This is a genomic window from Bradyrhizobium ottawaense, from assembly GCF_900099825.1.
GTDB classification, from domain to species: Bacteria; Pseudomonadota; Alphaproteobacteria; order Rhizobiales; family Xanthobacteraceae; genus Bradyrhizobium; species Bradyrhizobium ottawaense_A.
The window spans coordinates 6,398,031-6,419,045 of record NZ_LT629693.1; the positions used below are offsets into that span (position 1 = coordinate 6,398,031).

A 21,015-nucleotide genomic window follows, 5' to 3' on the forward strand; every position below is an offset into this window, starting at 1 on the left:
CTGCGCGCCATGGATCCTTGTTGGCGGTTGATAAGCGGATCGACCGACCAGCCTCCTCGCAGCACGACCGAAGAGTCAAAAGGAGGGCCGGGTTTGCCGTGACGGGTTGATGGCCGCGAGAGAGGCTCGTGGGACCCGTCGCGGAGAACCGGGATGTCCAGACATGTTCGCAAGGCCCAATTCGTCACCGATCGGACCAATTTGTATGAAGATATCACTCGCAAGATTATCGCCGAGCTGGAAGCTGGGAGCGTCCCGTGGGTCCGGCCCTGGGCTGCGGCTAAGGCGCCGCTTGCATTGCCTCACAACGCCGCAACCCGTCGACGATATGGGGGCATCAACATTCTGATCCTGCTGGGCGCCGCCGTCGAGCGGGGTTTTTCAGGCCAGAGCTGGCTCACTTTCCGCCAAGCATTGTCGATCGGGGGCTGTGTTCGTAAAGGCGAGCGCGGTACGACCGTTGTCTATACCGACCGCTTTGTGCCGGCCGAGGAGATAAAGCGGGCGAGTACGGCGGGTGATGAAGCTCGGGCGATTCCGTTCCTGAAGCGATTTACAGTTTTTAATACCGAGCAATGTGACGGCCTATCCGCCGATGCCTCTAGCATCGCACCGTCGTCTCATATGGTTGAGCCGCAGGTCGAAGCGCTGATCCGTGCGACCAGGATCGACTTCCGTATTGGGGGCGACCGGGCCTTCTACTGTCCTCGCAACGACTACGTTCAGGTGCCGGCTCTGGCCGCCTATTTCGAGACGATCAACTGGCACAGGACCGCGCTGCATGAGTTGGCGCACGCCAGCGGGCATTCCTCCCGGCTCAATCGCGATCTCTCGGGCGGCTACGGTACCAAAGAATACGCCTTCGAGGAAATCATCGCCGAGATGTCCTCTTCGTTTTGCTGTGCGTCGCTCGGCATTGTGCCTACCGTGCGGCACGCCGACTACATCGACTCATGGCTCAAGGTGCTACGCGAGGATAATCGCGCGATTGTGCGGGCGGCTTCGCAAGCCAGCAAGGTCGCGGATTATCTCCTCGGTTTTCTCCCCGATCTCGGGGTGGGCGCGCCGACGTTAGTCGACGATCACGAGGCGACGTAAATCGTCTCCGCCGCCTGTCGAGAGAGTGAGAGAACGGGCCGGTTTCTGTGACGGGTTGGAGGCCGAGAGAGGAGCTTTCGGCCGCCCGTCATGGGAGATCTGGAGATGACGAAGGTTATCAAAAGAATCGCGTTGTTGCTCTCTTGCGGGATTTCTTTCAACAAGCCGGTGCTGAGCCAATCGACCGTCCGTAGCGTAAACGCCAGTGTCTTGATCGAACGACTAGCCGAGAGCGTCGCGCGCATGTTGTTGCCCACTGACGCGGCTGGCGTTGGTGTCTCGGCCAAGGCACTACTGCGCTTGCTTATCGCGGGCAATACCGAGCGGGAAGTCGCGTGATGCTACGCGACGCTTCCGAACTGGTGCAACGTCTTGCGCGCGATGCCGAGGCGGTGTGTCGCCACTATCTTTCCAACGGAAGGCGCCAGGGGAACTACTGGCTAATCGGCGATGTCAAAAACACGCCGGGCCGCTCCATGTTCGTTCGGTTGAGGGAGTCGCCGAAACGTCCAGCCGGAAAATGGACTGACGCCGCAACGGGCGAGCACGGCGATCTCCTCGACATCATTCGCGAAAGCTGCGGTCTCCTCGACTTCCGCGATGTTGCCGACGAGGCACGCCGCTTCCTCGGTCAGCCGCGATCCGAACCTGGGTCGGACTATCGACCGCCTCTGTCAACAGTACCGACCGGCTCAACGGAATCTGCGCGGCGGCTCTTCGCCATGTCGAGCCCGATTTCCGGCACCATTGTGGAGACCTATCTGCGTCAACGCGGCATAACCAACTTAGGCATCGACAGTTTGCGATTCCAGCCGCGTTGCTACTACCGTCCCGAGGCAGACGCCACAACCGAAATCTGGCCTGCTATGATCGCGGCTGTTACTGACCTCCGGGGACACATCACCGGCGCACACCGCACATGGCTCGATCCATCTAGGTGTGACAAGGCGCCAGTCGGAACCCCACGCCGGGCGATGGGCCACCTTCTCGGTCATGCGGTCCGTTTCGGTCCGTCTGGCGACGTGATGGCGGCGGGTGAGGGCATCGAGACCATGCTGTCGCTTCGCTGCGCTATGCCCTGCATGGCGATGGTCGCAGCGCTCTCGGCCACGCATCTTGCAGCAATCCTGTTTCCAGCAACGCTGCGCCGACTCTATATCGTCCGTGACGACGATCGGGCAGGCGATGGCGCGGTGGCAGGACTGTCCGACCGGGCGCAGTCGGCTGGGATCGAGGCGAGGGTGCTGTCGCCGCAGGATGGAGATTTCAACGAGGATCTGCGGAACTCAGACATCTCCGCGCTGCGCGCGGCGTTGCGCTTCCAGCTCACCCCGGAGGACGTTGGCCGGTTCTTGAGCACGGGCGCTTAGATGGGAGCAGGGAAGAGGCTGGTACTCCGCCCTGACCGTGTGCCATCGACCCCGGGCTTCCGTATTGGCGGAGAGGCCCGCGCCCACGGCCTTCTTGAGAGGGCGACCCTGCGGCAAGCGGTCCGGCCACGCAATGGCGTCCGCCGACTATTTTCCGTCGCGTCCCCAGGGGGCCGCTTTACATCGCGAAGCAAAATAGCCGGCTCCCGCCATCCTCCGCTTCGCTGCGGCCGTTGTCGCTGCGCTCGTCGGTGCAGGTCCGGTCCGCCTGCCGCCTTTCGTCGCCATGAAGGCCGCGATGGGCGCGGCCGATCCGACAAAAGGAGACCACCATGACGATCGACCGCGACGAACAGGCGTACGAGCCACCGCAGGCGACATCCCCGACCGATCACATCCTTACCGAGCTTCAGCTCCATGGCTATCGCCCCTTTCAGGATGAGCCCGACCCGAGATCGCTTCCCGAAGCCTGTACCGTCACCAGTGCCGTCGCCGATATCTTCGACGCACTCACCGCTACCTTGAGCGATACTCGCCTCGAACCCGACCTCGAGGATCTCCTGTGGTCGACGGTGAATCTCTTCCACCGCGCCAGCGAGCGGGTCGAACGTAAACTCGACGACAATGAGCAGGCACAAAAGCGCAGCCAACGCGACCAGGATGGCTCCGAGATCCGCTCGGTCGAACTGGAGCGTCTCACCGCCGAGGGCATGAGTTTGATCGAACGCCGCGATGTCATGGAACTCTTCCGCGACCAGGCCGCCGAACACTTCACCCGACAGATCGGATCGCACTGGCACCCGCGCAGCGGCTCGAAGGTCAACCATCGCGCTCTGACTTCCGCCGTCATCGACAGCCGCGACTTCCTCGCCGCCAGGCGCCGGGCCGGCACCGAAGTCATGCTGCCTCCCGGTCCGAAGATCGCCTTCACCGGCGGCCTCGACTGCAACGATCATCGTCTGATCTGGGACAAGCTCGATCAGGTCCATGCCAAGTATCCAGGCATGGTTCTCTTGCACGGCGGTTCGCCGAAGGGGGCCGAACTTATCGCCGCGCGCTGGGCCGACCACCGTAAAGTTCCGCAAATCGCCTTCAAGCCCGATTGGACCAAACATGCCAAGGCAGCACCGTTCAAGCGCAACGATCAGATGCTCGACGTGCTGCCGATCGGTGTCATCGCCTTCCCCGGCACCGGCATTCAGGAGAACTTGGCTGACAAGGCACGGAAGCTCGGCATCCCCGTCTGGAAATTCGGCAACGGCGGCGCGTGAGCGCCACCGTAGCTCCAGTTGGAGTTGCTATTCATCGAACTTGCAAAGCGGCAATGAGATGTGCTCGCAACTCATGCATTGCCGTTCTTCGTCGGCATGAACGTGGGATCTATTCCTTTCAAGCCGGAGCAGGCCCGTTCGGTGCCGTCGTAGTTTGGCTTCGTCACGGCCGGTGTCACACTCGTAGTCGGGCAGTACGCCTTCTCCGTCGCGCGCTCGAATCGTTCGCCTTCATCTGGGTTACTGTTCGCGGTTCCGGCGGCGCGCGCTGGCTATGATGTGATCCTTGCTCATGCACAGTTCGGCATTCCCTCGGAATGGTGGCGGCAGTCGTTCGCTGTGCTTGGCGCCATCGCTGTCGGGGTCGCCGCTTACGCGAATGTGTCGATATCGACTGACACCGCGCTCAGAGCAGGCGCTGCGCTCAGCCATTGGTCAGCCACCCAATGGGACGGCGACTACGGGGCGGGTGACTATGCGCGTCTGTCGTCACTCGGTTGGCATAACGCTGAAATCTGCTCGTCGTTGCTGATCGCCACATCGCGGTCCCCTCGCTCGCCCCGATTGAGCCGGATGATCTCTTCGGCCGACAGCAACCCCGTGGTGACCGGCACATGCGCTGACTTCCATCTGCTCGGTAACAACGGGGACGCCTTTCTGCACGCCAGGTTTCCTTTTCCTTCGCTGGGAAGGCCGGGCTTCTTGTGTGAGCCGATTGTCCGCTGGCACGTCTCCTAAATGCTGTTCAGCGCTCGCGAGCACCTAGCCTCTCATTGGCTTGATCTGGCCGAAGGCCGGCTACGCCTCGATCGCCTGAACCGCAATGGCGGCGGCGAGACTTTCTTCCCCTGGGCTTCGCCCATTCCTCGCGAGGCAAGAAAGTCTCACCGCCGCCATCCTCCGCTGCGCTGCGGCCTTTGGGGGTGCGGCGTCGATCGCCTTCGGCTTTCAGATCGCCATCGAGGCCGCGGTGGTCGCGGAGCTCGAAAACAGCAAGGAGAAGTGACATGGCTAACATCGGCTCATTCAAGAAATCCGGCCAGGAATTCCAGGGCGAGATCGTCACCCTGAGCCTCCAGACCAGGGGCGTCCGCATCGTCCCCGAGACTGACCGGACCAACGACAACGCGCCGAGCCACCGGGTCTATGTCGGTCGCGCCGAGATCGGGGCTGCCTGGTCGAAGCGCTCCACCGAAGGCCGCGATTATCTCTCGGTCAAGCTGGACGATCCGAGCTTCAACGCTCCGATCTACGCCAACCTCTTCGACGACGAAGACGCCGAGACCTTCACCCTCATCTGGTCCCGCAGCCGCAAGCCGAATGGCGACTGAGGCTCATTTCGCCCCGCCCGAGTTCCTCGGGCGGGGCTTTTTTGCTTTAAAGTCCGCTCACGGCAGTCACATACCTTGATGTGGATGCCGTGGGCTTGGGCGTGCGCATCGCGCGCGGTAGCCTTCAACGCGTCGGTCCCCCAAACGACGTTCTTAGTGAGGATTATGCGAAGGAGTTTGCGCCTGCAATCGATGCACAGTTGTCCCTTGCCGCATTCCCCTCGCTCAAGTGTTCAATGATGCATTCAAGTGATGGTGTACCGGTCTTTAGCGTTGGGCGCGTCCGCTGGCCTCGGACCGGGCTCTCGTGCACCGAGCCGCGGGGCGTCTCGGCCATCCGGCTTTGATCCCTCGCGCGATCATGGGTCGCTCGCCGGAGGCACTCGCCTTCGGGTCCCGCCGTCATTTCATTCCGGCGTCGCTATCACTGCCCCTCTGCGGGTGCCTTGTTAACCGGTCTCGCGACTGCAGTCGGTCCCGCGTCCCGCCGCTTTCAGCGTCGGCGCTATGCTGACGCTCCTGCGGCTGCCTCTTTCTCCAGCCTGCGCTTCGCTTCGGCACGATCTCGTCGGTCTCCGTTGGCGGACGAGAATTGGAGGATAAATCCGACGGTTATCGTCATAGAGCCGCTCGTCCCGTTTGGGTCCATGGGACGGTTCAGGCGTGCCTAGCAGAACTGATATGATCTATATATGGTCCACATGACTCTAAATGATATGTTTATGATACATATTAATCGACCGTCAAAGTAGAATGAGCTATAAAGGAGGCGCAGAAGGTAACATGAACTGTTTATGGACCATACATGTCGAAAACCCAACGCCCTCTCTCCCCCTATGCCGCTGAAGCGGTGGCCCTTCTTGGCCAGCTCATTCGCAGGGCGCGCATCGAACGCAAGCTCAAGGCCGTCGATGTGACCGACCGGGCAGGGATCTCGCGTGGTCTCCTGCGGCGCATCGAGACGGGCGATCCCGGATGCACGATTGGCGCGGTGTTCGAGGTCTCGACAATTGTCGGCGTGCGACTGTTCGATACCGATCAGACAGCACTATCCAGGGCCGTCGAGACCAATCGCGAAATAATGGCGCTGCTGCCGAAATCGGTTCGCAGTCCACGTATCGAGGCCGACGATGACTTCTGACGCCAAAAACACCCAGGCTTTTGTCTGGGTTTGGCTCCCAGATCAAACAGAACCCGTCGTCGCCGGCCTTCTGTCGGCAAGTGGCAAGCAACTCGTATTCAACTACGGGCGAAGTTACCTCGCGCGCAAGGATGCCATTCCCCTCTATGAACCGGAATTGCCGCTGCGGAGCGGAATCCTGCCGCTCATGGCGGGGTTGAGCATGCCGAGCTGTATTCGCGACGCAGCTCCTGACGCATGGGGCCGCCGCATTATCATCAATCGAAAATTCGGAGTGCAAAGCAGGAATGTCGATCCGGGTAGCGTCGATGAGTTCACCTATCTGTTGGAATCCGGTTCAGACCGCATCGGCGCATTGGATTTTCAGACATCCTCCGCGAATTACCTGGCGCGAGAAGGAGCTGAAGTCTCCCTCGACAAGCTCCTGAACGCCGCAGCGCTGGTTGAAAAGGGAGTTCCGCTCCCGGCTGAACTCGATCAGGCCCTTCTCCATGGAACCTCGATCGGAGGTGCGCGCCCCAAGACGATGATCACGTCGGGCAACAAGAAATTTGTTGCGAAGTTCTCATCGCAGAACGACCTCTACGGTGTCGTCAAGGCCGAGTACATCGCCATGCGTCTGGCCGCTGATGTCGGCCTGACCGTTGCCCCGGTGAGCCTTGAACGCGCAGCGGGAAAGGACGTCCTCCTTATCGAACGCTTTGATCGCGTGAAAATGGAAGGAGGTTGGAGTCGGAAAGCCATGGTTTCCGCCCTCACGCTGCTTGAGCTCGACGAACTCATGGCCCGCTATGCCAGCTATGAGCAACTCGCGACCATCATCCGCCACCGATTTCAGGCGCCAAGGGAGACGCTCAAAGAGCTCTTTGCTCGAATGCTGTTCAACATTCTCTGTGGAAATACCGATGACCACGCGCGCAATCACGCCGCTTTCTGGAACGGTAAGGAACTGTCCTTGACCCCTGCATATGACATCTGTCCGCAAAATCGGACAGGTGGAGAAGCCACCCAAGCCATGCTGATCATGGGCCAGGAGCGCGCAAGCCAAATTGCTTTGTGCCTGAAAGCGGCGCCGCTGTTTCTGATCAACAACGCCGAGGCAATCCTGCTCGCCACCAGACAAATCAAAACGATCAAGCAGCGCTGGCCCACTGTATGCGATGAGGCAAAGCTCAGCATGGTAGATCGGAATTTCCTCTGGCGTCGCCAATTTTTGAATCCGTATGCCTTTCTGGGCGCACCGGAAGCCGTCACAAACCTGATCGATTAGAAGGGCATCTCAACCGCGAGGTACGCCAGACGCGAGTCGACATTTTGATCCGAGAATCGAAAGTAACCGAAATCGTTCTGCACGAGGAAAACCGCAAGCCGGAGGGCAATCTTCGATTTCGTGCTGGGATCACGGTGCTCGCCCGGAGGCGCATCACGATGCCGTCTCGAACCGGAAGGCAACGCAAAGCGCCTGATGGAGCGCGTCATCTGAACGGCGATGACGCGTGTCCGCGTCCGGCGCTCGCCGGGCCTTCGGCCCGGCTCGCAAAGGGACAGAGCTCGACATTTCCCTATATCGGATCTCGAACCGCGCCCGCACTTAGCTGACGGTCGTACCCCGTGTTTTTCTCTTTCCGCTGAACGCCGTTGGACGGGTAAGAAGGTCGGCTGCTTCAACGCCTAAGGCCCGTGCCAGGCGATCGACCACATCAATTCCGGCCGCATAAACACTTCGCTCGAGGGCACTGATATAGGTCCGGTCAATCTCCGCGCGATGGGCCAACTCTTCCTGCGACAAGCCGCGGGCTCTCCTGAGCTTTCTCAAATTGATGGCCAGTATCTCGCGTATGTCCATACACGAGAAGCCACATTCTTGAAGAGTATTTCACCACGGAGTATTCTCTACAAACGTAAAGCGGCGAATGTTGCGCACCAAAGTTTTAACCTTTCGACCCTTCCAGCGACCGCGGCGCCGATCTAGAAGTTGGCAGAACTAAGGCGTAGAGACTTATGAAGAAGCCACCACTCGACCCGGACGTCGCAGATGTAGCGCCGACCGATTCGGCGCTAACGCCCTATGACGGACAGCACGTCATAACGTATGCGCGCCTCTTGGCAGCCGAGAGCGAGGGGGCCGACTGGCGAGAAGTTACACGAATAGTGTTACATATCGATCCAGAGCGAGAACCCGACCGCGCGCACAATGCATACCTGACTCATCTTGCGCGGGCTAAGTGGGTTACAGAGCGGGGACGCCTCTTGCACGGTGCCGGCTCGAATTAGAAGAAATCTACCGACCCTATATCCATCGTCAGCACAATTTTCTCCGGCTGATTGGTGGTCATCCCGGAGCACCACGTGGTGCCAAAATAGGGGCTTCCTACAACCCAATCGATCAGAATTATTGCGCCGCAATCCTCGTTAGCTTTGTGAATGGGGCGGAAGCAATGCCTGAGTTCGACTGGCGCTCGCCGGAATCCTACAAGAGCCTGCAAAATGCTGACATCACCGACATCGCCTGGGAATGCCTGCGTCGCAATGCGGATTACCGACGCGACTACGAAGCGATGATCGCCAACAGTCCCGATGGCGAGGCAACCCCGGAATTCCGGAGGAGGTGGGGCATCTGCTTTCGCTCATGATCCGCAAGAGTCCTGTGGCAAGCAAGTTATCTTTTGGGCGCCAGAGGTTCTGCCGACTGTCGTTCCAGTTGCAGCAACCACGGCGCGCCTTAAGGACGACACGCCCCAGCCGCTGCTCGATCTTGCGGCCGGCCAGGTGCGGCGCGCCTCCGATGGATGGCACGCCATCCTTCGTGTTGGCACGTTTGAGCATCGTGTCTGGCTAAAAGAGCCGCCCGCTATCGGTACCAATTATGTGGCAGAGTTGCCGTTTGACGGCGATTTCGACGCACGCGCTTATGCTGCCCGAAGGCTGTGGCGCGCAATCAACGGGCGCACACTGGGGCCCGCTTTTCACGAGCTATCCAAACAGCGGCGCGAGCGGCTGAGCGCTGCTATTCGCGCGCTCGATGCTCGCAATTCTGGCGGCATTTACCGCTCAATTGCGGAGGCGCTGTTTAGCAAGAAGCACATCCCGGATCGTGCCTGGAAAACACACGACCTGCGCAATCGAACCATCCGTCTCGTGCAAAGTGGCCTCGCATTGATGCGCGGCGGCTATCGCGACCTTCTGCGGCCCAAGCGCAGAGGCAAGTAGTGCCTCTTCGGGGGTATCGAAAATCAACCCCTTGATCATCGGCATCCCCTGCGCGGGCCCGCTCCTCCATGATGACCGCACACCCGCCGGCGCCACCGCTGGTACGCGTCGTCATCAAAGAGCTCTCAAATGCCCGATCCAATGGCCGGCCTACCGCCGCGATTCCTGCGTACGCCAGAGGCTGCGCGATATCTGGGCCTTTCCGGCCGCACCCTTGAAAAGCACCGTACGTACGGCACAGGACCGATCTATCGGAAGATCGGCGGTCGCGTCGTCTACGGGCTGGACGATCTGAAGGCCTGGGCTGATCTTGGTGCCAAGAAATCGACATCGGATCCGGGCAAGGGCACGGTACTGCCTGCCAAGAAACATCCGACCCTACGCCCGTATGCGGGCCAAGAACGCCGCTAATTGCCAAGAGGAACAAAGGCGATGCGGCGCAAATGCCTGTCCGAGCCCGATCAGCTTGAGCTCTTTCGTGCGTTACCCGCGCTCCAGCTAAGCAACGAGCAGTCTTCCAAAGCTCGGAGCACACCATGACCGATGTCACGGAAGTCGAACTCCTTTGGCTCGAGAATCGCATCGAGAACCGCATTCGGTTCGGACGTGCCGTCGAGGAAAAGATCCTCGACCCTCGCCGACGGCTCCTGTCATTTGCGCCAGGTAGCATCTTTGCTTTCGTTCGCTGGACGTCGAGCGACTTCGGAACGGCGATCTCGCGGATCGACATCTTACGGGCGGTCGCACCGGGACAGCGGTGCTCGACGGTGCCGTATGTGAAGCCGGGTGGTGAGATTCTTCTGCGTTTGCCTGGCTGGCCCAAGGTCGAACGGGTGCTTCAGCTGATCGATGCGGTCGAAGCGCTCGGCGTCGATCCGGCGGACGCTGCGCCCGACTATTGGCATCACGTTCATAACCGCCTGTCTGTCAACGAGAACCCGCGTCCTTACACGAAAGCGCGACACCAGGCGTGGCTTCACCGGCAGAGGATCATGCGATGAAAAACTGCTTGAAGACGTGGACCGCGATGCTTGCCGGCGCGGCCGCCCTCTTCGCGCCGACCGTTCTGGAGACGACACCGCTCTACGTCTGGAATGCGTCCGACAGTGTACCGATCGGCCTCTATCGCTTGCGCTCCGCCGACAACCTGTTTGTCACCGAGCTGGTTGCGGTTCAGCCCCCAGAACCGCTTGCGATCTTCCTCGACCTGAACGGCTATCTGCCGGCCGGCGTGCCGTTGCTCAAACGCGTGCTGGCGCTTCCGGGGCAGACCGTCTGCAGAAGCGGGCTCACCGTTTCCGTCGACGCGATTGAAATGGGCGAAGCTCGAGATCGCGATGGCCGCGGCCGGCCGCTCCCCAAATGGCAGGGCTGCCGCGTCGTCGGCGAGGGCGAGTTCTTTGTCATGAACTGGCAGTCCGTCAACTCGCTGGATGGCCGCTATTTCGGGTTCTTGCCGACATCAGCCGTGATTGGCCGAGCGTTCCCTGTGTGGACCTGGGAGGACTGATCGTGCGCGTGTTGGGAATTAGATCTGCCATTCCTCTGTTCGACCGAGTGCGGCACCATTTCTTCATCTCGACCAACAACCGCGCAGCCGTCGCGCGCAGCGGCGATCCAGGGCGGCCGAAAGGCCGGCGCGAAGCGGCTTTACCCTGGACGGGCGCGAGCACGACGGCATGCTTGCGGTCGTTCGGGAGGAGCGTTCGCGTCGTCGTACCGTTGTTCTTTCTCCTGACTGTGTGCGACTTTTCTGCTGCAGGGGAGACACGAGCCGCAACGCATACAGCGAGTTCCCGAACTAGCGATCCCCTCGCGGGTTTCATTGACGATGCCTCGCGTCGCTTCGGCGTACCCGTGCAATGGATACGCTCGGTCTTAGGCGCGGAAAGCGCGGGAGATGTTCGCGCCAGGTCCCCGAAAGGCGCCTTGGGGCTGATGCAAATCATGCCGAATACCTGGACGGACTTGCGCCTGCGGTACGGCCTCGGCAACGATCCTTACGATGCCCGGGACAACATTCTTGCAGGTACTGCGTACCTTCGTGAACTGCACGACCAGTACGGTTCGCCGGGCTTCCTTGCAGCCTACAACGCGGGACCTGCTCGCTACGAAGAACATCTTGCTGGTCGTCCATTGCCAGCCGAGACCCAAGCCTATTTGGACAAGCTTACGTCAGTGGTCGGCAGCGATATTGCCGTTTCCAGCGCAGTCGCGAGTCTGCGGCCATCGGCAGCGGCGCTCTTCGTTGTGCGGTCCGATAACTCAAATACCTTTGTCTGGGTGCAGCCTATTCGCCTACCGAACCGAACTCCGACGGCCGACTCCGCTCGCGATATCTCGGCCATCGTGCCTCAAGCCACTGGGCTCTTCGTCGCGAGATCTGATGTGGGAGGTTTGCGATGACCGAATGTGCAAGCTCGTATGCATTAGCGTGCCCTGGGGAAGAATGGGCGGATACGCGAGGGCAGTGGGGAAACACGACAGTAGGGCGGCGAGATAAAAGGGGCTCGCCGGTCGAACCGCAAGTCATTGGCATGGCTTGGGCTCTGGCGTGCCGGTCGGTCGGGGCGGGTGCCGCGCCATGTATTTTGAGCGATGCAATCAAGGACATTTTCGGCACTGTAGGTGCTCTCGCGCCTCTTGAGGCCCGGTCATGACGGTGGGCGACAGCGATCTGCGTATTCGACCCGGGCGCATTCGCAACACCCGCGCGCCGAAACCGATGAGCTTCATCAACCAGGTGCTGCGTGCCGCGAAGAAAGCTGGACATACCTCGGGTCAAGCTGCGGCTGGCAAGCGTTCCGCGGTCTACGGGCGCTCGACGTTCGGCCGTGGCCGGCTCGCCTTTGGCCGCAGCCGGTTGTTCAGCACCATACGGCGCGTGGTGGTTAAGGCGCGCGTGGTTCGTCATAAAGGGCGAGCTTTCCGTTCAGCACCATTGACGGCTCATCTTTCATACCTGAAGCGCGATGGCGTGACCCGGAGCGGCGAGCGGGCCGAGATGTTCGATGCCGACGGTGCGGCTTTCGCGGAACGGTGCCAGGACGACCGGCATCATTTCCGGTTCATCGTCTCGCCCGAGGATGCCGCCGAGATGACCGACCTCAGGGCTTTCACCCGCGACCTGGCCAGGCAGATGGAGATCGACCTCGGCACGCGGCTCGATTGGGTAGCTGTCGATCACTGGAACACGGACAACCCTCACGTCCATCTTCTCGTTCGGGGAATCGATGAGGAAGGGGCCGATCTCGTGATCTCCCGCGACTACATCAGCCGGGGCCTGCGCTCCCGCGCTGAGGACCTGGCCGCCATCGAACTGGGTCCCAAACCAGAGCATGAGATCCGCAATTCGTTGGAAAGGGAAGTCACGGCAGAGCGATGGACGCGGCTCGATCAAGAGATCCGGCTGGCAGCTGATGAAACCGGCTATATCGATCTTCGCCCCGATCATTCGGGCAGTTCGGATCCCGAGACCCGGCGCCTGATGGTTGGTCGGCTCCAGCACCTGGAGAAGATGGGCCTTGCCGCACCAGCTGCGCCAGGGGAGTGGATGGTCGGGCTAGAGACTGAGCGTAATCTCCGCGACCTCGGCATGCGCGGCGAAATCATCATGACCATGCGCCGCGCCTTCACGGAGCGCGGGGAAGCGCGCGGCGTTTCCGACTACGTCATCGAAGGTGGACCGCCGACATCCCGGATCGTCGGACGCTTGATTGATCGGGGACTGCATGACGAACTGACTGGCGAGGCCTACGCCGTGATCGACGGAACAGATGGACGCGCGCACCACGTCCGCTTCCGGGGGATCGAGGCCTTCGAACATGTACCGCAGGCCGGCGGGATCGTCGAAGTGCGACCCTTCGATCAAGCCGGTGAGCCGAGCCCCACCGTGATGCTTGCGACCCGTTCCGATCTCGATCTCAGTGCGCAGGTCACCGCGAGAGGTGCGACCTGGCTCGACCACCGCCTGGTCGAGCGGGACCCTATGCCACTCGCCATGGGGGGATTCGGTCGCGAGACCCGCGACGCCATGGAAGCCCGGACCGAGCATCTGATCCAGGAAGGTCTGGCGCGGCGGCAGGGCCAACGCATTATTCTGCAACGCGACCTCCTGAACACGCTGCGCCGACGCGAACTGGACGAGGTGGCAGCAAGAGTCTCGGCCGACACCGGTCTGCCTCACGTGAAGGCCGCTTCCGGCGAGCACGTGGCAGGCACGTATCGCCAGCGGCTGACGCTGGCGTCGGGGCGTTTCGCCATGATCGATGGCGGACTTGGCTTCCAGCTCGCGCCCTGGTCTCCCGAGCTCGAAAAGAAGCTTGGCCAGCACGTCACCGGCGTCGTGAAGGACGGCGGCGGCATTGAATGGGGTTTTGGTCGCAAGCGCGACCTAGGCCTCTAGCTTGAACTCGCCAAATTCAATTGCACGAAGGACGTTTGGGATGTCCGGAACCAAAATCCTCTGGGGACAGGTGATCGTTGTCGGCCTGATCGTTTTGCTCGCCATCTGGGGAGCGACCGAGTGGACGGCCTGGCGGCTCGCCTACCAGCCGGAGCTCGGACGCCCTTGGTTTGAATTGTCGGGCTGGAAGGTCTATTACCCGCCAATCTTCTTCTGGTGGTGGTTCGTCTACGACGCCTATGCGCCGCAGGTCTTTGTCGAGGGCGCCTTCATTGCTGCGTCGGGGACCTTCGTTTCAATTGCGGTGGCGATCGGCATGTCGGTCTGGCGGGCGCGCGAGGCCAAGAATGTCGAGACCTATGGCTCGGCGCGCTGGGCCGATGAACGGGAGGTTCAAGCGGCCGGACTTCTCGGTCTGGATGGCGTGGTGCTGGGCAAGCTTGACCGCAACTACCTTCGACATGACGGACCGGAGCACGTGTTGTGTTTCGCGCCCACCCGGTCCGGCAAGGGTGTCGGCCTCGTCGTCCCCTCGCTTCTCGCGTGGCCTGGTTCGGCCATCGTTCACGACATCAAGGGTGAGAACTGGCAACTGACAGCCGGCTTCCGTTCACGGCATGGCCGCGTCCTCTTGTTCGACCCAACCAACCCAAAGTCGTCGGCCTACAATCCGCTGCTCGAGGTCCGGCGCGGGGAGTGGGAGGTGCGTGACGTCCAGAATGTCGCCGACGTCCTAGTCGACCCCGAAGGTTCCCTCGATAGGCGGAACCATTGGGAAAAGACCAGTCATTCGCTCTTGGTCGGCGCCATCCTCCACGTCCTCTATGCGGAGGCGGACAAGACCTTGGCCGGCGTCGCCGCCTTCCTGTCCGATCCGAAGCGGCCGATTGAGGTGACGTTGAAGGCGATGATGACTACATCGCACCTCGGCGAGTGGGGCGCCCATCCCGTCGTAGCCTCAACGGCGCGTGAACTTCTCAACAAATCCGAGAATGAACGCTCTGGCGTCCTATCCACCGCTATGTCGTTTCTCGGCCTTTACCGCGATCCCGTAGTGGCCCGGGTGACGCGCCATTGCGACTGGCGGATCGCAGACCTGACCGCCGATGTCAGACCGACGACACTGTATCTCGTGGTGCCACCTTCCGACATCTCACGGACCAAACCGTTGATCCGTCTTGTACTGAACCAGATCGGCCGGCGCTTGACCGAGGATTTGCACGCGAGCGACCGTCGTCACCGTGTCCTGATGATGCTCGACGAGTTCCCGGCGCTGGGGCGTCTCGATTTCTTCGAGTCAGCGCTCGCGTTCATGGCGGGTTATGGGATCAAGGGCTTCCTGATCGCGCAGTCCCTCAATCAGATCGAGAAGGCCTATGGGCCCAACAATGCAATTCTCGATAATTGCCACGTTCGCGTCAGCTTTGCGACCAATGACGAGCGGACCGCCAAGCGGGTGTCCGACGCGCTCGGTACGGCGACCGAGATGCGAGCGATGAAGAACTATGCCGGGCACAGGTTGAACCCCTGGCTCGGGCACCTGATGGTCTCGCGGCAGGAAACCGCGAGGCCGCTGCTTACCCCAGGTGAGGTCATGCAGCTTCCGCCCGGAGAGGAAATCGTCATGGTGGCGGGCACGCCGCCGATCCGAGCGAAGAAGGTTCGCTACTACGAGGATCGGCGGTTTAGCGAGCGGGTCTTGCCGCCGCCCGATCCTGCGGCCTCCGGCCGGTCATCGCGTACCGATGGATGGTCTACTCTTGGAACGCTCATGCCGGCGGCGCTTCCAACCGACCGAGCGGAGCAAGCAGGAGAAGACACGGCCAACAGCGGTCTTCGCCGTGAGCCCGAACTCCCCGATCATCTCGCCATCGTCAAGGAGGCGATCGAGCCGACGCCTACAGAAGAATTTGCGGTCGTTCTTGACGACGATGAGGACGCGGTCCGCCAGTCTCGATTTCTTCGTCAGCAAATGCGCGGCGTCGCCAGTCAGGCCGCCATGGACCCGAATGACGGTATGGAACTGTGAGGCAACATGCGCGACCGGATGAACGTGTATTTCCCGCCCGAGCTTCTAAAGCAGATCACGGACCTTGCCGATCGCAAGAGGCTTTCCCGGTCTGCGATCGTGGAAGCGGCAGTCGCTTCATTTCTGTCACCGGACGGAGCGGACAGGCAGGAGGCAGCATTTACCCGTCGCCTCGACCGGCTATCGCGTCAGATGCAGAGGCTGGAACGAGACGTCGGCTTGTCGGCTGAAACCCTGGCTCTCTTCATTCGCTTCTGGTTGACGATTACGCCACCGTTGCCGAACGCCGCGCAGGCGGTAGCGCAACTCAAGGGGCGGGAGCGCTTTGAAGGATTTGTCGAAGCGCTGGGCCGCCGTTTGCAAAAGGGCCAGAGCTTTCTGCGGGAGATTCCCCACGATATCATTCATACGAAGGTCGACGAACCCGGTAGTTGAAACACTGTTCTTTACATCGAGCTTGCCGTCGAGAAACGTGCGCTCTGTCCAGCCACCGGGCCGTTTCTTTCTTTGCCTACGACAATCTACGAGGCCGGTGTCCACGCGGTCGGTAGCAAAAGGTGAGAGTGTGGGCGGGCAAGTCCATGTTCGAGGATGACGGGTCTGTCTGACGTAAGCAGCTTGCGCCCGACCTTGGTAACATCAATTGTCCACCACTCCAGCTCATTGATTCGGCTTCAGACCAACCCGTTCCGAGGATGATGCGATGTAATCGACGTGACCAGGCTCGCGAGGCTTCTTCGCGCGATTGTACTCTTCCACGCGGTTGTCGTAGTCACGAAGCCAAAAGACTTCCTGGTTTCCCTAACGCGCTCTGGATTTCGAAATATCAGGCCGGTTACGAAACGTGACCAAGCACTCCGTAAAGGCACAGTCCAGGTCGGCGTATCTTCACCTAACAACACATTGAGCGTTTTTTTGGCGAGGCTAATAGCAGTTCATTGAACACACGAGGTCGCCTACCGAAGCCTGCATAACAGGGTGTAGGCGTCCAGCCAGCGTGTTGGTTTTGGCCACTAGGTCCGTAGCCAAATCTTCGAGTTCCTGCCGATCATCTGGCAGGAGGAGTTCCATTGCGGATACGTCCATTTTTGCCGCTTTCATTTCTGCCAAAATATATAACAATATCAATAGTTTTCTTTGCCGCTTTTATTGCCGCTTCCCACGCTCGACAGCGTCGAGCCGCTCAAGCCGCTTTTGGACAAACATGTAGCTGATCTTTGCGGGCATTCCGCGCTTAAGTCTGACGACATCTTCAGGGTGCCAGGTCGAAACCCCGCTAGCCTTTACCAGCTCGGCAATCTCATGCCAGTCCTCCTCCGTTTTCTACGCCAGCCTACGACCGCAGCAATTTAGCCAAGCCGACGAAAGCTGGGTGCGCTATCGGCTCGGAACGAGCAGAGCGAGCAAGAGAAGGCGGCATGCAGATTTCAATTGAGCTGACCGAGCGGCTGGAGGCTTTTGCCCGCCTCAAGGGAGTACATAACGCCCAAATCGTAGAGCAGGCGCTTGATCGTTTTCTATGCCTGAATGGCGGTTCCGTCGACGAAGACCCGCTATTGAAGCGCCTCAATTCGATCGAGAACCAACTCAATCGGGTTGAACATAACCTGAAGATTGTGAGTGAAGTTGCCGCACTGCATGTCCGATATCATCTCACAGTTTCGCCACCCTTGGCTCAATCAGAGCAGCGGGCCGCATGCCAGATCGGCTTCGCACGGTTTGAAGTGTTTGCCGAGCAGGTGGGCAGACGAGCCGCGCAGGATCAACCGCTCTTACAGGAGACGATTAATCGACTCAGTACGACCGGACGCGATAGCTCCGGAGATGACGTTGAAATCTACACCACTTCCGCTGTGTCTAAGCCAGACCAAGACGCTGCAGCCGTCGTAAAAGCCGAGCCCGAGCTAGCCGCTGTCGCCCAGGAGGGCGACGGCAATGGTAACTTTCGCACCAGGTTACAAAACCCGTTCTGCTAATCGAGTCAGTGAGTGGGCACCGGATCCTCTCGCGGCGAGAAATGGGCGCATATCGAGGGAGCGAAAGGCAGAGTCCTGGCAGCTCATGGCGTGCGTTTTCCTTCCGTTTGCTGCCGGATACTATCTTTCATATCTGTTCCGAACGATCAACGCTCTGATCTCTGGTCGTCTCAGTTCGGATACCGGGTTGGGTACTGCAGACCTCGGGTTGCTTACGTCTGTCTATTTCCTGGTCTTCGCGGCGGCCCAGATCCCCGTCGGCATATTGTTGGACCGCTTTGGCCCGCGCCGCGTCCAGAGTGCATTGCTCCTGATCGCCGCGGCGGGCGCTGGATTGTTCTCGATTTCTACCGGATTGCTGTCACTTTTGATCGCGCGTGCAATGATCGGGCTTGGCGTGGCGGCGGCGCTGACGGCCGGACTGAAGTCCATCGTTCTCTGGTTTCCCAGGGAACGAGTGGCCTTGCTGAACGGCTACATGATCATGCTGGGGTCGCTAGGAGCGGTGACCGCCACGGCTCCCGCCGAGCACCTACTCGCCTGGATGGGATGGCAACAGCTCTTTGAAATCCTGGCGGCCACGACCTGTGCCACGGCCGTACTTATCTATGTCGTTGTTCCTGAACGAGTCATGACCCCGTCAACGGCATCAATCCCCGCCACTCTTAGCTCTGTTTTTCGCGATAGGCGTTTCTGGCGAATTGCCCCATTGTCAGCGACTTGCGTGGGGTCGGCCTGGTCTCTGCAGGGATTGTGGGCTTCGCCGTGGCTGATAGACGTGGAGGGACTTGATCGCGCGAGTCTCGTCGGACAGCTGTTCATCATGTCAATCGTACTAAGCGTCGGTGCTTGGTTGTTCGGTGCGACGCTCCACTGCATCAGACGAAGAGGATTCGGAGCCGAGACAATATGGGCTGTTGTCGCGGTGCTATTCATCGCAGCCGAGCTTGCCTTGATCCTGCGCGTGCCTTTGCCGTCCATTTTGCTGTGGTCAGTTATAGCAATTGCGGGAACGGCAACCGTGGTCAGCTTCGCGGTGATAGCTGATTACTTTCCGCCTGAGCTTGCTGGTCGTGCCAACGGCGCCTTGAATGTTCTTCACTTCGGGTCGGCATTTCTGGCCCAATACGGGACGGGTCTGATCCTGGAGCAGTGGTCCACGGAGGATGGCCATAGGCCCATCCTGGCCTATCAAGTCGCGTTCGGTCTCAACGTATCACTGCAGGTCGCGGCGTTGGTCTGGTTCGCGCTACCGTGGTTCCGATCCTTCACCTGGTTGATGGGTTCAATTCTCCTCTTCGTGCCGGTTAGCGTTTCCGACGTAGTCGAACCCGACACTTCGTACGAGCAAACGGTCGTACTGATGCCCGTGGATGACGATGCGGAGTGGTGAGTAGCGACCTGCAACTTTACGGGTCGGCCTTCGCGACCAGCACTGATCAATATTCATCGCTATCGAACTAATGCGATCGGGTGGACGTCAAAATTCCGTTCGCAGTCCTTCTTTTTCTACGCTGGTCTACGATCGCTCAACGCGCTTGTTGCGCCAGTCGGTCGTGAGTTCTCTAATCATCGCATCTGAGGACGCTCTTTAGACGTCTTCATTCGGTGGGGACGACGGTGGTAATACATTCCTTTCAATCAGAGGCGAATTCGCGCGGTGCGCGAATGCTGCGTAGCGCACTGGGTACGGCGATCGCGAGCTACCTCGAAGATGAATCGATCATCGAGGTCATGCTCAATCCAGATGGACGGTTGTGGATTGACCGGCTGTCGAGTGGCCTTGTTGATACGGGCGAAACCTTGTCTGCGGCGGACGGCGAGCGCATCGTTCGTCTGGTGGCGCACCACGTAGGCGCGGAGGTGCATGCTGGCTCACCACGCGTCTCGGCCGAACTACCCGGGACCGGAGAGCGTTTCGAAGGTCTCTTGCCTCCCGTCGTTGCAGCTCCTGCCTTTGCTATCCGCAAGCCCGCGGTCGCCGTGTTTACACTCGACGACTACGTCGCCGCGGGAACCATGACCTCGGAGCAGGCCAGCGCCTTAAGGGCTGCAGTCGTCGCGCGCAAGAACATCCTCGTCGCCGGCGGTACGTCGACCGGAAAGACCACGTTGACCAACGCGCTTCTGGCCGAAGTAGCAAAGACGTCCGATCGGGTCGTCCTGATCGAAGATACGCGCGAACTTCAATGCAAGGCGCCCAATCTTGTCGCGCTGCGGACCAAGGACGGCGTAGCCACACTATCGGATCTCGTTCGGTCCTCGCTCCGACTGCGCCCTGACCGCATCCCGATCGGCGAGGTCCGCGGTGCCGAAGCGCTCGACCTGCTCAAGGCCTGGGGCACCGGTCACCCCGGCGGCATCGGCACCATCCATGCCGGGACCGCGCTCGGCGCGCTGCGGCGGCTCGAGCAGCTTATCCAGGAAGCTGTCATCACGGTTCCGCGCGCCCTGATCGCCGAGACCATCAACCTCCTCGCGGTGCTTGCCGGCCGCGGTACCGATCGTCGCCTCGCCGAACTTGCCCTCGTCACGGGGCTTGGGTCCGCCGGCGACTACAGCCTTTCACCAGCAGGAGACTGACATGCGTCCGCAATTTCGCTTTCTTCGAGAAGCCGCTTCATTGGCAGCTTCCGGCACGTTTCTCTTGATGACCGCTCCGGCCTGGGCAGCTGGCTCGAACATGCCGTGGGAGCAGCCGCTCAATCAGATCCTGCAGTCGGTTGAAGGTCCGGTCGCGAAGATCATCGCCGTTATCATCATCGTTGTCACCGGCCTGACGCTCGCGTTCGGGGATTCGTCCGGAGGCTTCCGCAGGTTGATCCAGATCGTGTTTGGTCTGTCGATCGCGTTTGCAGCCTCGAGCTTTTTTCTGTCGTTCTTCTCCTTCGGCGGCGGCGTGGCGATCTGATGGATGACCCGGTCGCAGGTTTTGTCGTGCCGGTTCACCGCGCGCTCACCGAGCCGATCCTGATGGGCGGTGCGCCGCGGTCGGTCGCGATCGTCAACGGCACGCTGGCGGCCGCCCTTGGACTTGGACTGCGGCTGTGGATCGCGGGTCTCGTCCTCTGGTTCATCGGCCACATGGTCGCCGTCTGGGCCGCCAAGCGCGATCCCGCCTTCGTCGATGTGGTGCGCCGACATCTGCGCATTCCCGGTCATCTCAACGTCTGAGCTCTCCGTC

General features: G+C 60.5%; 23 protein-coding genes. 22 read left to right on the forward strand and 1 reads right to left on the reverse strand.

Annotated elements, in window-relative coordinates; translation table 11 throughout:
- The first annotated feature begins 153 nt into the window (after positions 1 to 153).
- From BLR13_RS29960 to BLR13_RS30000, 7 genes are all read left to right on the forward strand, one after another.
- Complete coding sequence (locus BLR13_RS29960; protein ID WP_074816335.1) at positions 154 to 1,098, forward strand: ArdC family protein; 945 nt, start codon at positions 154 to 156, stop codon at positions 1,096 to 1,098.
- A gap of 105 nt (positions 1,099 to 1,203) precedes the next feature.
- The gene (locus tag BLR13_RS29965) at positions 1,204 to 1,437 is read left to right on the forward strand and encodes a hypothetical protein (RefSeq protein ID WP_074816332.1); all 234 of its coding nucleotides are present in this window, start codon (positions 1,204 to 1,206) and stop codon (positions 1,435 to 1,437) included.
- Positions 1,437 to 2,468, forward strand: coding sequence for a DUF7146 domain-containing protein (locus BLR13_RS29970; protein WP_074816330.1), 1,032 nt, complete (start codon positions 1,437 to 1,439; stop codon positions 2,466 to 2,468). Before BLR13_RS29965 ends, BLR13_RS29970 begins: the two co-directional genes overlap by 1 nt.
- A 332-nt stretch (positions 2,469 to 2,800) precedes the next feature.
- The gene (locus tag BLR13_RS29975; RefSeq protein WP_074816326.1) at positions 2,801 to 3,739 is read left to right on the forward strand and encodes a DUF2493 domain-containing protein; all 939 of its coding nucleotides are present in this window, start codon (positions 2,801 to 2,803) and stop codon (positions 3,737 to 3,739) included.
- Between the two features lie 1,007 nt (positions 3,740 to 4,746).
- Positions 4,747 to 5,070: a DUF736 domain-containing protein gene (locus BLR13_RS29990; RefSeq protein WP_074816318.1), complete on the forward strand. Its 324-nt coding sequence runs from the start codon at positions 4,747 to 4,749 to the stop codon at positions 5,068 to 5,070.
- 805 nt (positions 5,071 to 5,875) lie between these two features.
- Entirely contained in the window at positions 5,876 to 6,211 is a 336-nt protein-coding gene (locus BLR13_RS29995) for a helix-turn-helix transcriptional regulator (RefSeq protein WP_074816315.1), read from the forward strand.
- Positions 6,201 to 7,481 (forward strand): type II toxin-antitoxin system HipA family toxin, encoded by a 1,281-nt coding sequence (locus BLR13_RS30000; protein WP_074816311.1) that lies wholly within the window; start codon positions 6,201 to 6,203, stop codon positions 7,479 to 7,481. The genes BLR13_RS29995 and BLR13_RS30000 overlap by 11 nt, the downstream gene beginning before the upstream one ends.
- A 321-nt stretch (positions 7,482 to 7,802) precedes the next feature.
- On the opposite strand, the gene BLR13_RS30010 is transcribed toward BLR13_RS30000, so the two are convergent.
- Entirely contained in the window at positions 7,803 to 8,057 is a 255-nt protein-coding gene (locus BLR13_RS30010; RefSeq protein WP_074816305.1) for a helix-turn-helix domain-containing protein, read from the reverse strand.
- Between the two features lie 155 nt (positions 8,058 to 8,212).
- Between BLR13_RS30010 and BLR13_RS41995 the strand changes: the two genes are divergently transcribed.
- From BLR13_RS41995 to BLR13_RS30085, 15 genes are all read left to right on the forward strand, one after another.
- Entirely contained in the window at positions 8,213 to 8,485 is a 273-nt protein-coding gene (locus BLR13_RS41995) for a DUF2285 domain-containing protein (RefSeq protein ID WP_074816299.1), read from the forward strand.
- A 164-nt stretch (positions 8,486 to 8,649) separates the two neighbouring features.
- Complete coding sequence (locus tag BLR13_RS30020) at positions 8,650 to 8,844, forward strand: transcriptional regulator domain-containing protein (protein WP_074816296.1); 195 nt, start codon at positions 8,650 to 8,652, stop codon at positions 8,842 to 8,844.
- 136 nt (positions 8,845 to 8,980) lie between these two features.
- The gene (locus tag BLR13_RS30025) at positions 8,981 to 9,421 is read left to right on the forward strand and encodes a DUF2285 domain-containing protein (RefSeq protein WP_349532586.1); all 441 of its coding nucleotides are present in this window, start codon (positions 8,981 to 8,983) and stop codon (positions 9,419 to 9,421) included.
- Between the two features lie 129 nt (positions 9,422 to 9,550).
- A complete protein-coding gene (locus BLR13_RS30030) occupies positions 9,551 to 9,832 on the forward strand; it encodes a helix-turn-helix transcriptional regulator (RefSeq protein ID WP_074816293.1) in 282 nt (93 codons plus the stop codon).
- A gap of 125 nt (positions 9,833 to 9,957) precedes the next feature.
- Positions 9,958 to 10,422: a DUF2840 domain-containing protein gene (locus BLR13_RS30035; RefSeq protein WP_074816291.1), complete on the forward strand. Its 465-nt coding sequence runs from the start codon at positions 9,958 to 9,960 to the stop codon at positions 10,420 to 10,422.
- Between the two features lie 26 nt (positions 10,423 to 10,448).
- Positions 10,449 to 10,931 carry a S26 family signal peptidase gene (locus tag BLR13_RS30040; RefSeq protein WP_074830946.1) on the forward strand — a complete coding sequence of 161 codons (483 nt, stop codon included), beginning with the start codon at positions 10,449 to 10,451 and terminating at the stop codon, positions 10,929 to 10,931.
- Between the two features lie 224 nt (positions 10,932 to 11,155).
- The gene (locus BLR13_RS30045; protein WP_433994287.1) at positions 11,156 to 11,827 is read left to right on the forward strand and encodes a lytic transglycosylase domain-containing protein; all 672 of its coding nucleotides are present in this window, start codon (positions 11,156 to 11,158) and stop codon (positions 11,825 to 11,827) included.
- Between the two features lie 250 nt (positions 11,828 to 12,077).
- Positions 12,078 to 13,826 (forward strand): relaxase/mobilization nuclease domain-containing protein, encoded by a 1,749-nt coding sequence (locus BLR13_RS30050; RefSeq protein WP_074816288.1) that lies wholly within the window; start codon positions 12,078 to 12,080, stop codon positions 13,824 to 13,826.
- 40 nt (positions 13,827 to 13,866) lie between these two features.
- Complete coding sequence (locus BLR13_RS30055) at positions 13,867 to 15,855, forward strand: conjugal transfer protein TraG (RefSeq protein WP_074816285.1); 1,989 nt, start codon at positions 13,867 to 13,869, stop codon at positions 15,853 to 15,855.
- 6 nt (positions 15,856 to 15,861) lie between these two features.
- Positions 15,862 to 16,290, forward strand: coding sequence for a CopG family transcriptional regulator (locus BLR13_RS30060; protein ID WP_074816281.1), 429 nt, complete (start codon positions 15,862 to 15,864; stop codon positions 16,288 to 16,290).
- Positions 16,291 to 17,273: 983 nt separating this feature from the next.
- On the forward strand, positions 17,274 to 17,831 hold the full coding sequence (locus BLR13_RS30065; RefSeq protein WP_074816278.1) for a hypothetical protein: 558 nt from the start codon (positions 17,274 to 17,276) through the stop codon (positions 17,829 to 17,831).
- A gap of 85 nt (positions 17,832 to 17,916) precedes the next feature.
- Positions 17,917 to 19,224, forward strand: a complete 1,308-nt coding sequence (locus BLR13_RS30070) for an MFS transporter (RefSeq protein WP_074816273.1) — start codon at positions 17,917 to 17,919, stop codon at positions 19,222 to 19,224.
- Positions 19,225 to 19,499: 275 nt separating this feature from the next.
- Complete coding sequence (gene trbB / locus BLR13_RS30075; RefSeq protein ID WP_171944921.1) at positions 19,500 to 20,414, forward strand: P-type conjugative transfer ATPase TrbB; 915 nt, start codon at positions 19,500 to 19,502, stop codon at positions 20,412 to 20,414.
- Position 20,415: 1 nt separating this feature from the next.
- Positions 20,416 to 20,742 (forward strand): TrbC/VirB2 family protein, encoded by a 327-nt coding sequence (locus tag BLR13_RS30080; RefSeq protein WP_074816269.1) that lies wholly within the window; start codon positions 20,416 to 20,418, stop codon positions 20,740 to 20,742.
- A complete protein-coding gene (locus tag BLR13_RS30085; RefSeq protein ID WP_074816266.1) occupies positions 20,742 to 21,005 on the forward strand; it encodes a VirB3 family type IV secretion system protein in 264 nt (87 codons plus the stop codon). Before BLR13_RS30080 ends, BLR13_RS30085 begins: the two co-directional genes overlap by 1 nt.
- Positions 21,006 to 21,015 lie beyond the last annotated feature (10 nt).

Excerpts from the sequence above, each read along its gene's own strand:
- BLR13_RS29960 (WP_074816335.1), top strand. The coding sequence starts at position 154 with ATGTCCAGACATGTTCGCAAGGCCCAATTCGTCACCGATCGGACCAAT.
- BLR13_RS30065 (WP_074816278.1), top strand. The coding sequence starts at position 17,274 with ATGCAGATTTCAATTGAGCTGACCGAGCGGCTGGAGGCTTTTGCCCGC.
- BLR13_RS29995 (WP_074816315.1), top strand. The coding sequence starts at position 5,876 with ATGTCGAAAACCCAACGCCCTCTCTCCCCCTATGCCGCTGAAGCGGTG.
- BLR13_RS30020 (WP_074816296.1), top strand. The coding sequence starts at position 8,650 with ATGCCTGAGTTCGACTGGCGCTCGCCGGAATCCTACAAGAGCCTGCAA.
- BLR13_RS41995 (WP_074816299.1), top strand. The coding sequence starts at position 8,213 with ATGAAGAAGCCACCACTCGACCCGGACGTCGCAGATGTAGCGCCGACC.
- BLR13_RS30035 (WP_074816291.1), top strand. The coding sequence starts at position 9,958 with ATGACCGATGTCACGGAAGTCGAACTCCTTTGGCTCGAGAATCGCATC.
- BLR13_RS30050 (WP_074816288.1), top strand. The coding sequence starts at position 12,078 with ATGACGGTGGGCGACAGCGATCTGCGTATTCGACCCGGGCGCATTCGC.
- BLR13_RS30060 (WP_074816281.1), top strand. The coding sequence starts at position 15,862 with ATGCGCGACCGGATGAACGTGTATTTCCCGCCCGAGCTTCTAAAGCAG.
- BLR13_RS30070 (WP_074816273.1), top strand. The coding sequence starts at position 17,917 with ATGGCGTGCGTTTTCCTTCCGTTTGCTGCCGGATACTATCTTTCATAT.
- BLR13_RS30055 (WP_074816285.1), top strand. The coding sequence starts at position 13,867 with ATGTCCGGAACCAAAATCCTCTGGGGACAGGTGATCGTTGTCGGCCTG.
- BLR13_RS30000 (WP_074816311.1), top strand. The coding sequence starts at position 6,201 with ATGACTTCTGACGCCAAAAACACCCAGGCTTTTGTCTGGGTTTGGCTC.
- BLR13_RS29965 (WP_074816332.1), top strand. The coding sequence starts at position 1,204 with ATGACGAAGGTTATCAAAAGAATCGCGTTGTTGCTCTCTTGCGGGATT.
- BLR13_RS29990 (WP_074816318.1), top strand. The coding sequence starts at position 4,747 with ATGGCTAACATCGGCTCATTCAAGAAATCCGGCCAGGAATTCCAGGGC.
- BLR13_RS30080 (WP_074816269.1), top strand. The coding sequence starts at position 20,416 with ATGCGTCCGCAATTTCGCTTTCTTCGAGAAGCCGCTTCATTGGCAGCT.
- BLR13_RS30010 (WP_074816305.1), bottom strand. The coding sequence starts at position 8,057 with ATGGACATACGCGAGATACTGGCCATCAATTTGAGAAAGCTCAGGAGA.
- BLR13_RS29970 (WP_074816330.1), top strand. The coding sequence starts at position 1,437 with ATGCTACGCGACGCTTCCGAACTGGTGCAACGTCTTGCGCGCGATGCC.
- BLR13_RS30030 (WP_074816293.1), top strand. The coding sequence starts at position 9,551 with ATGCCCGATCCAATGGCCGGCCTACCGCCGCGATTCCTGCGTACGCCA.
- BLR13_RS29975 (WP_074816326.1), top strand. The coding sequence starts at position 2,801 with ATGACGATCGACCGCGACGAACAGGCGTACGAGCCACCGCAGGCGACA.
- trbB (WP_171944921.1), top strand. The coding sequence starts at position 19,500 with ATGCTGCGTAGCGCACTGGGTACGGCGATCGCGAGCTACCTCGAAGAT.
- BLR13_RS30085 (WP_074816266.1), top strand. The coding sequence starts at position 20,742 with ATGGATGACCCGGTCGCAGGTTTTGTCGTGCCGGTTCACCGCGCGCTC.
- BLR13_RS30040 (WP_074830946.1), top strand. The coding sequence starts at position 10,449 with ATGCTTGCCGGCGCGGCCGCCCTCTTCGCGCCGACCGTTCTGGAGACG.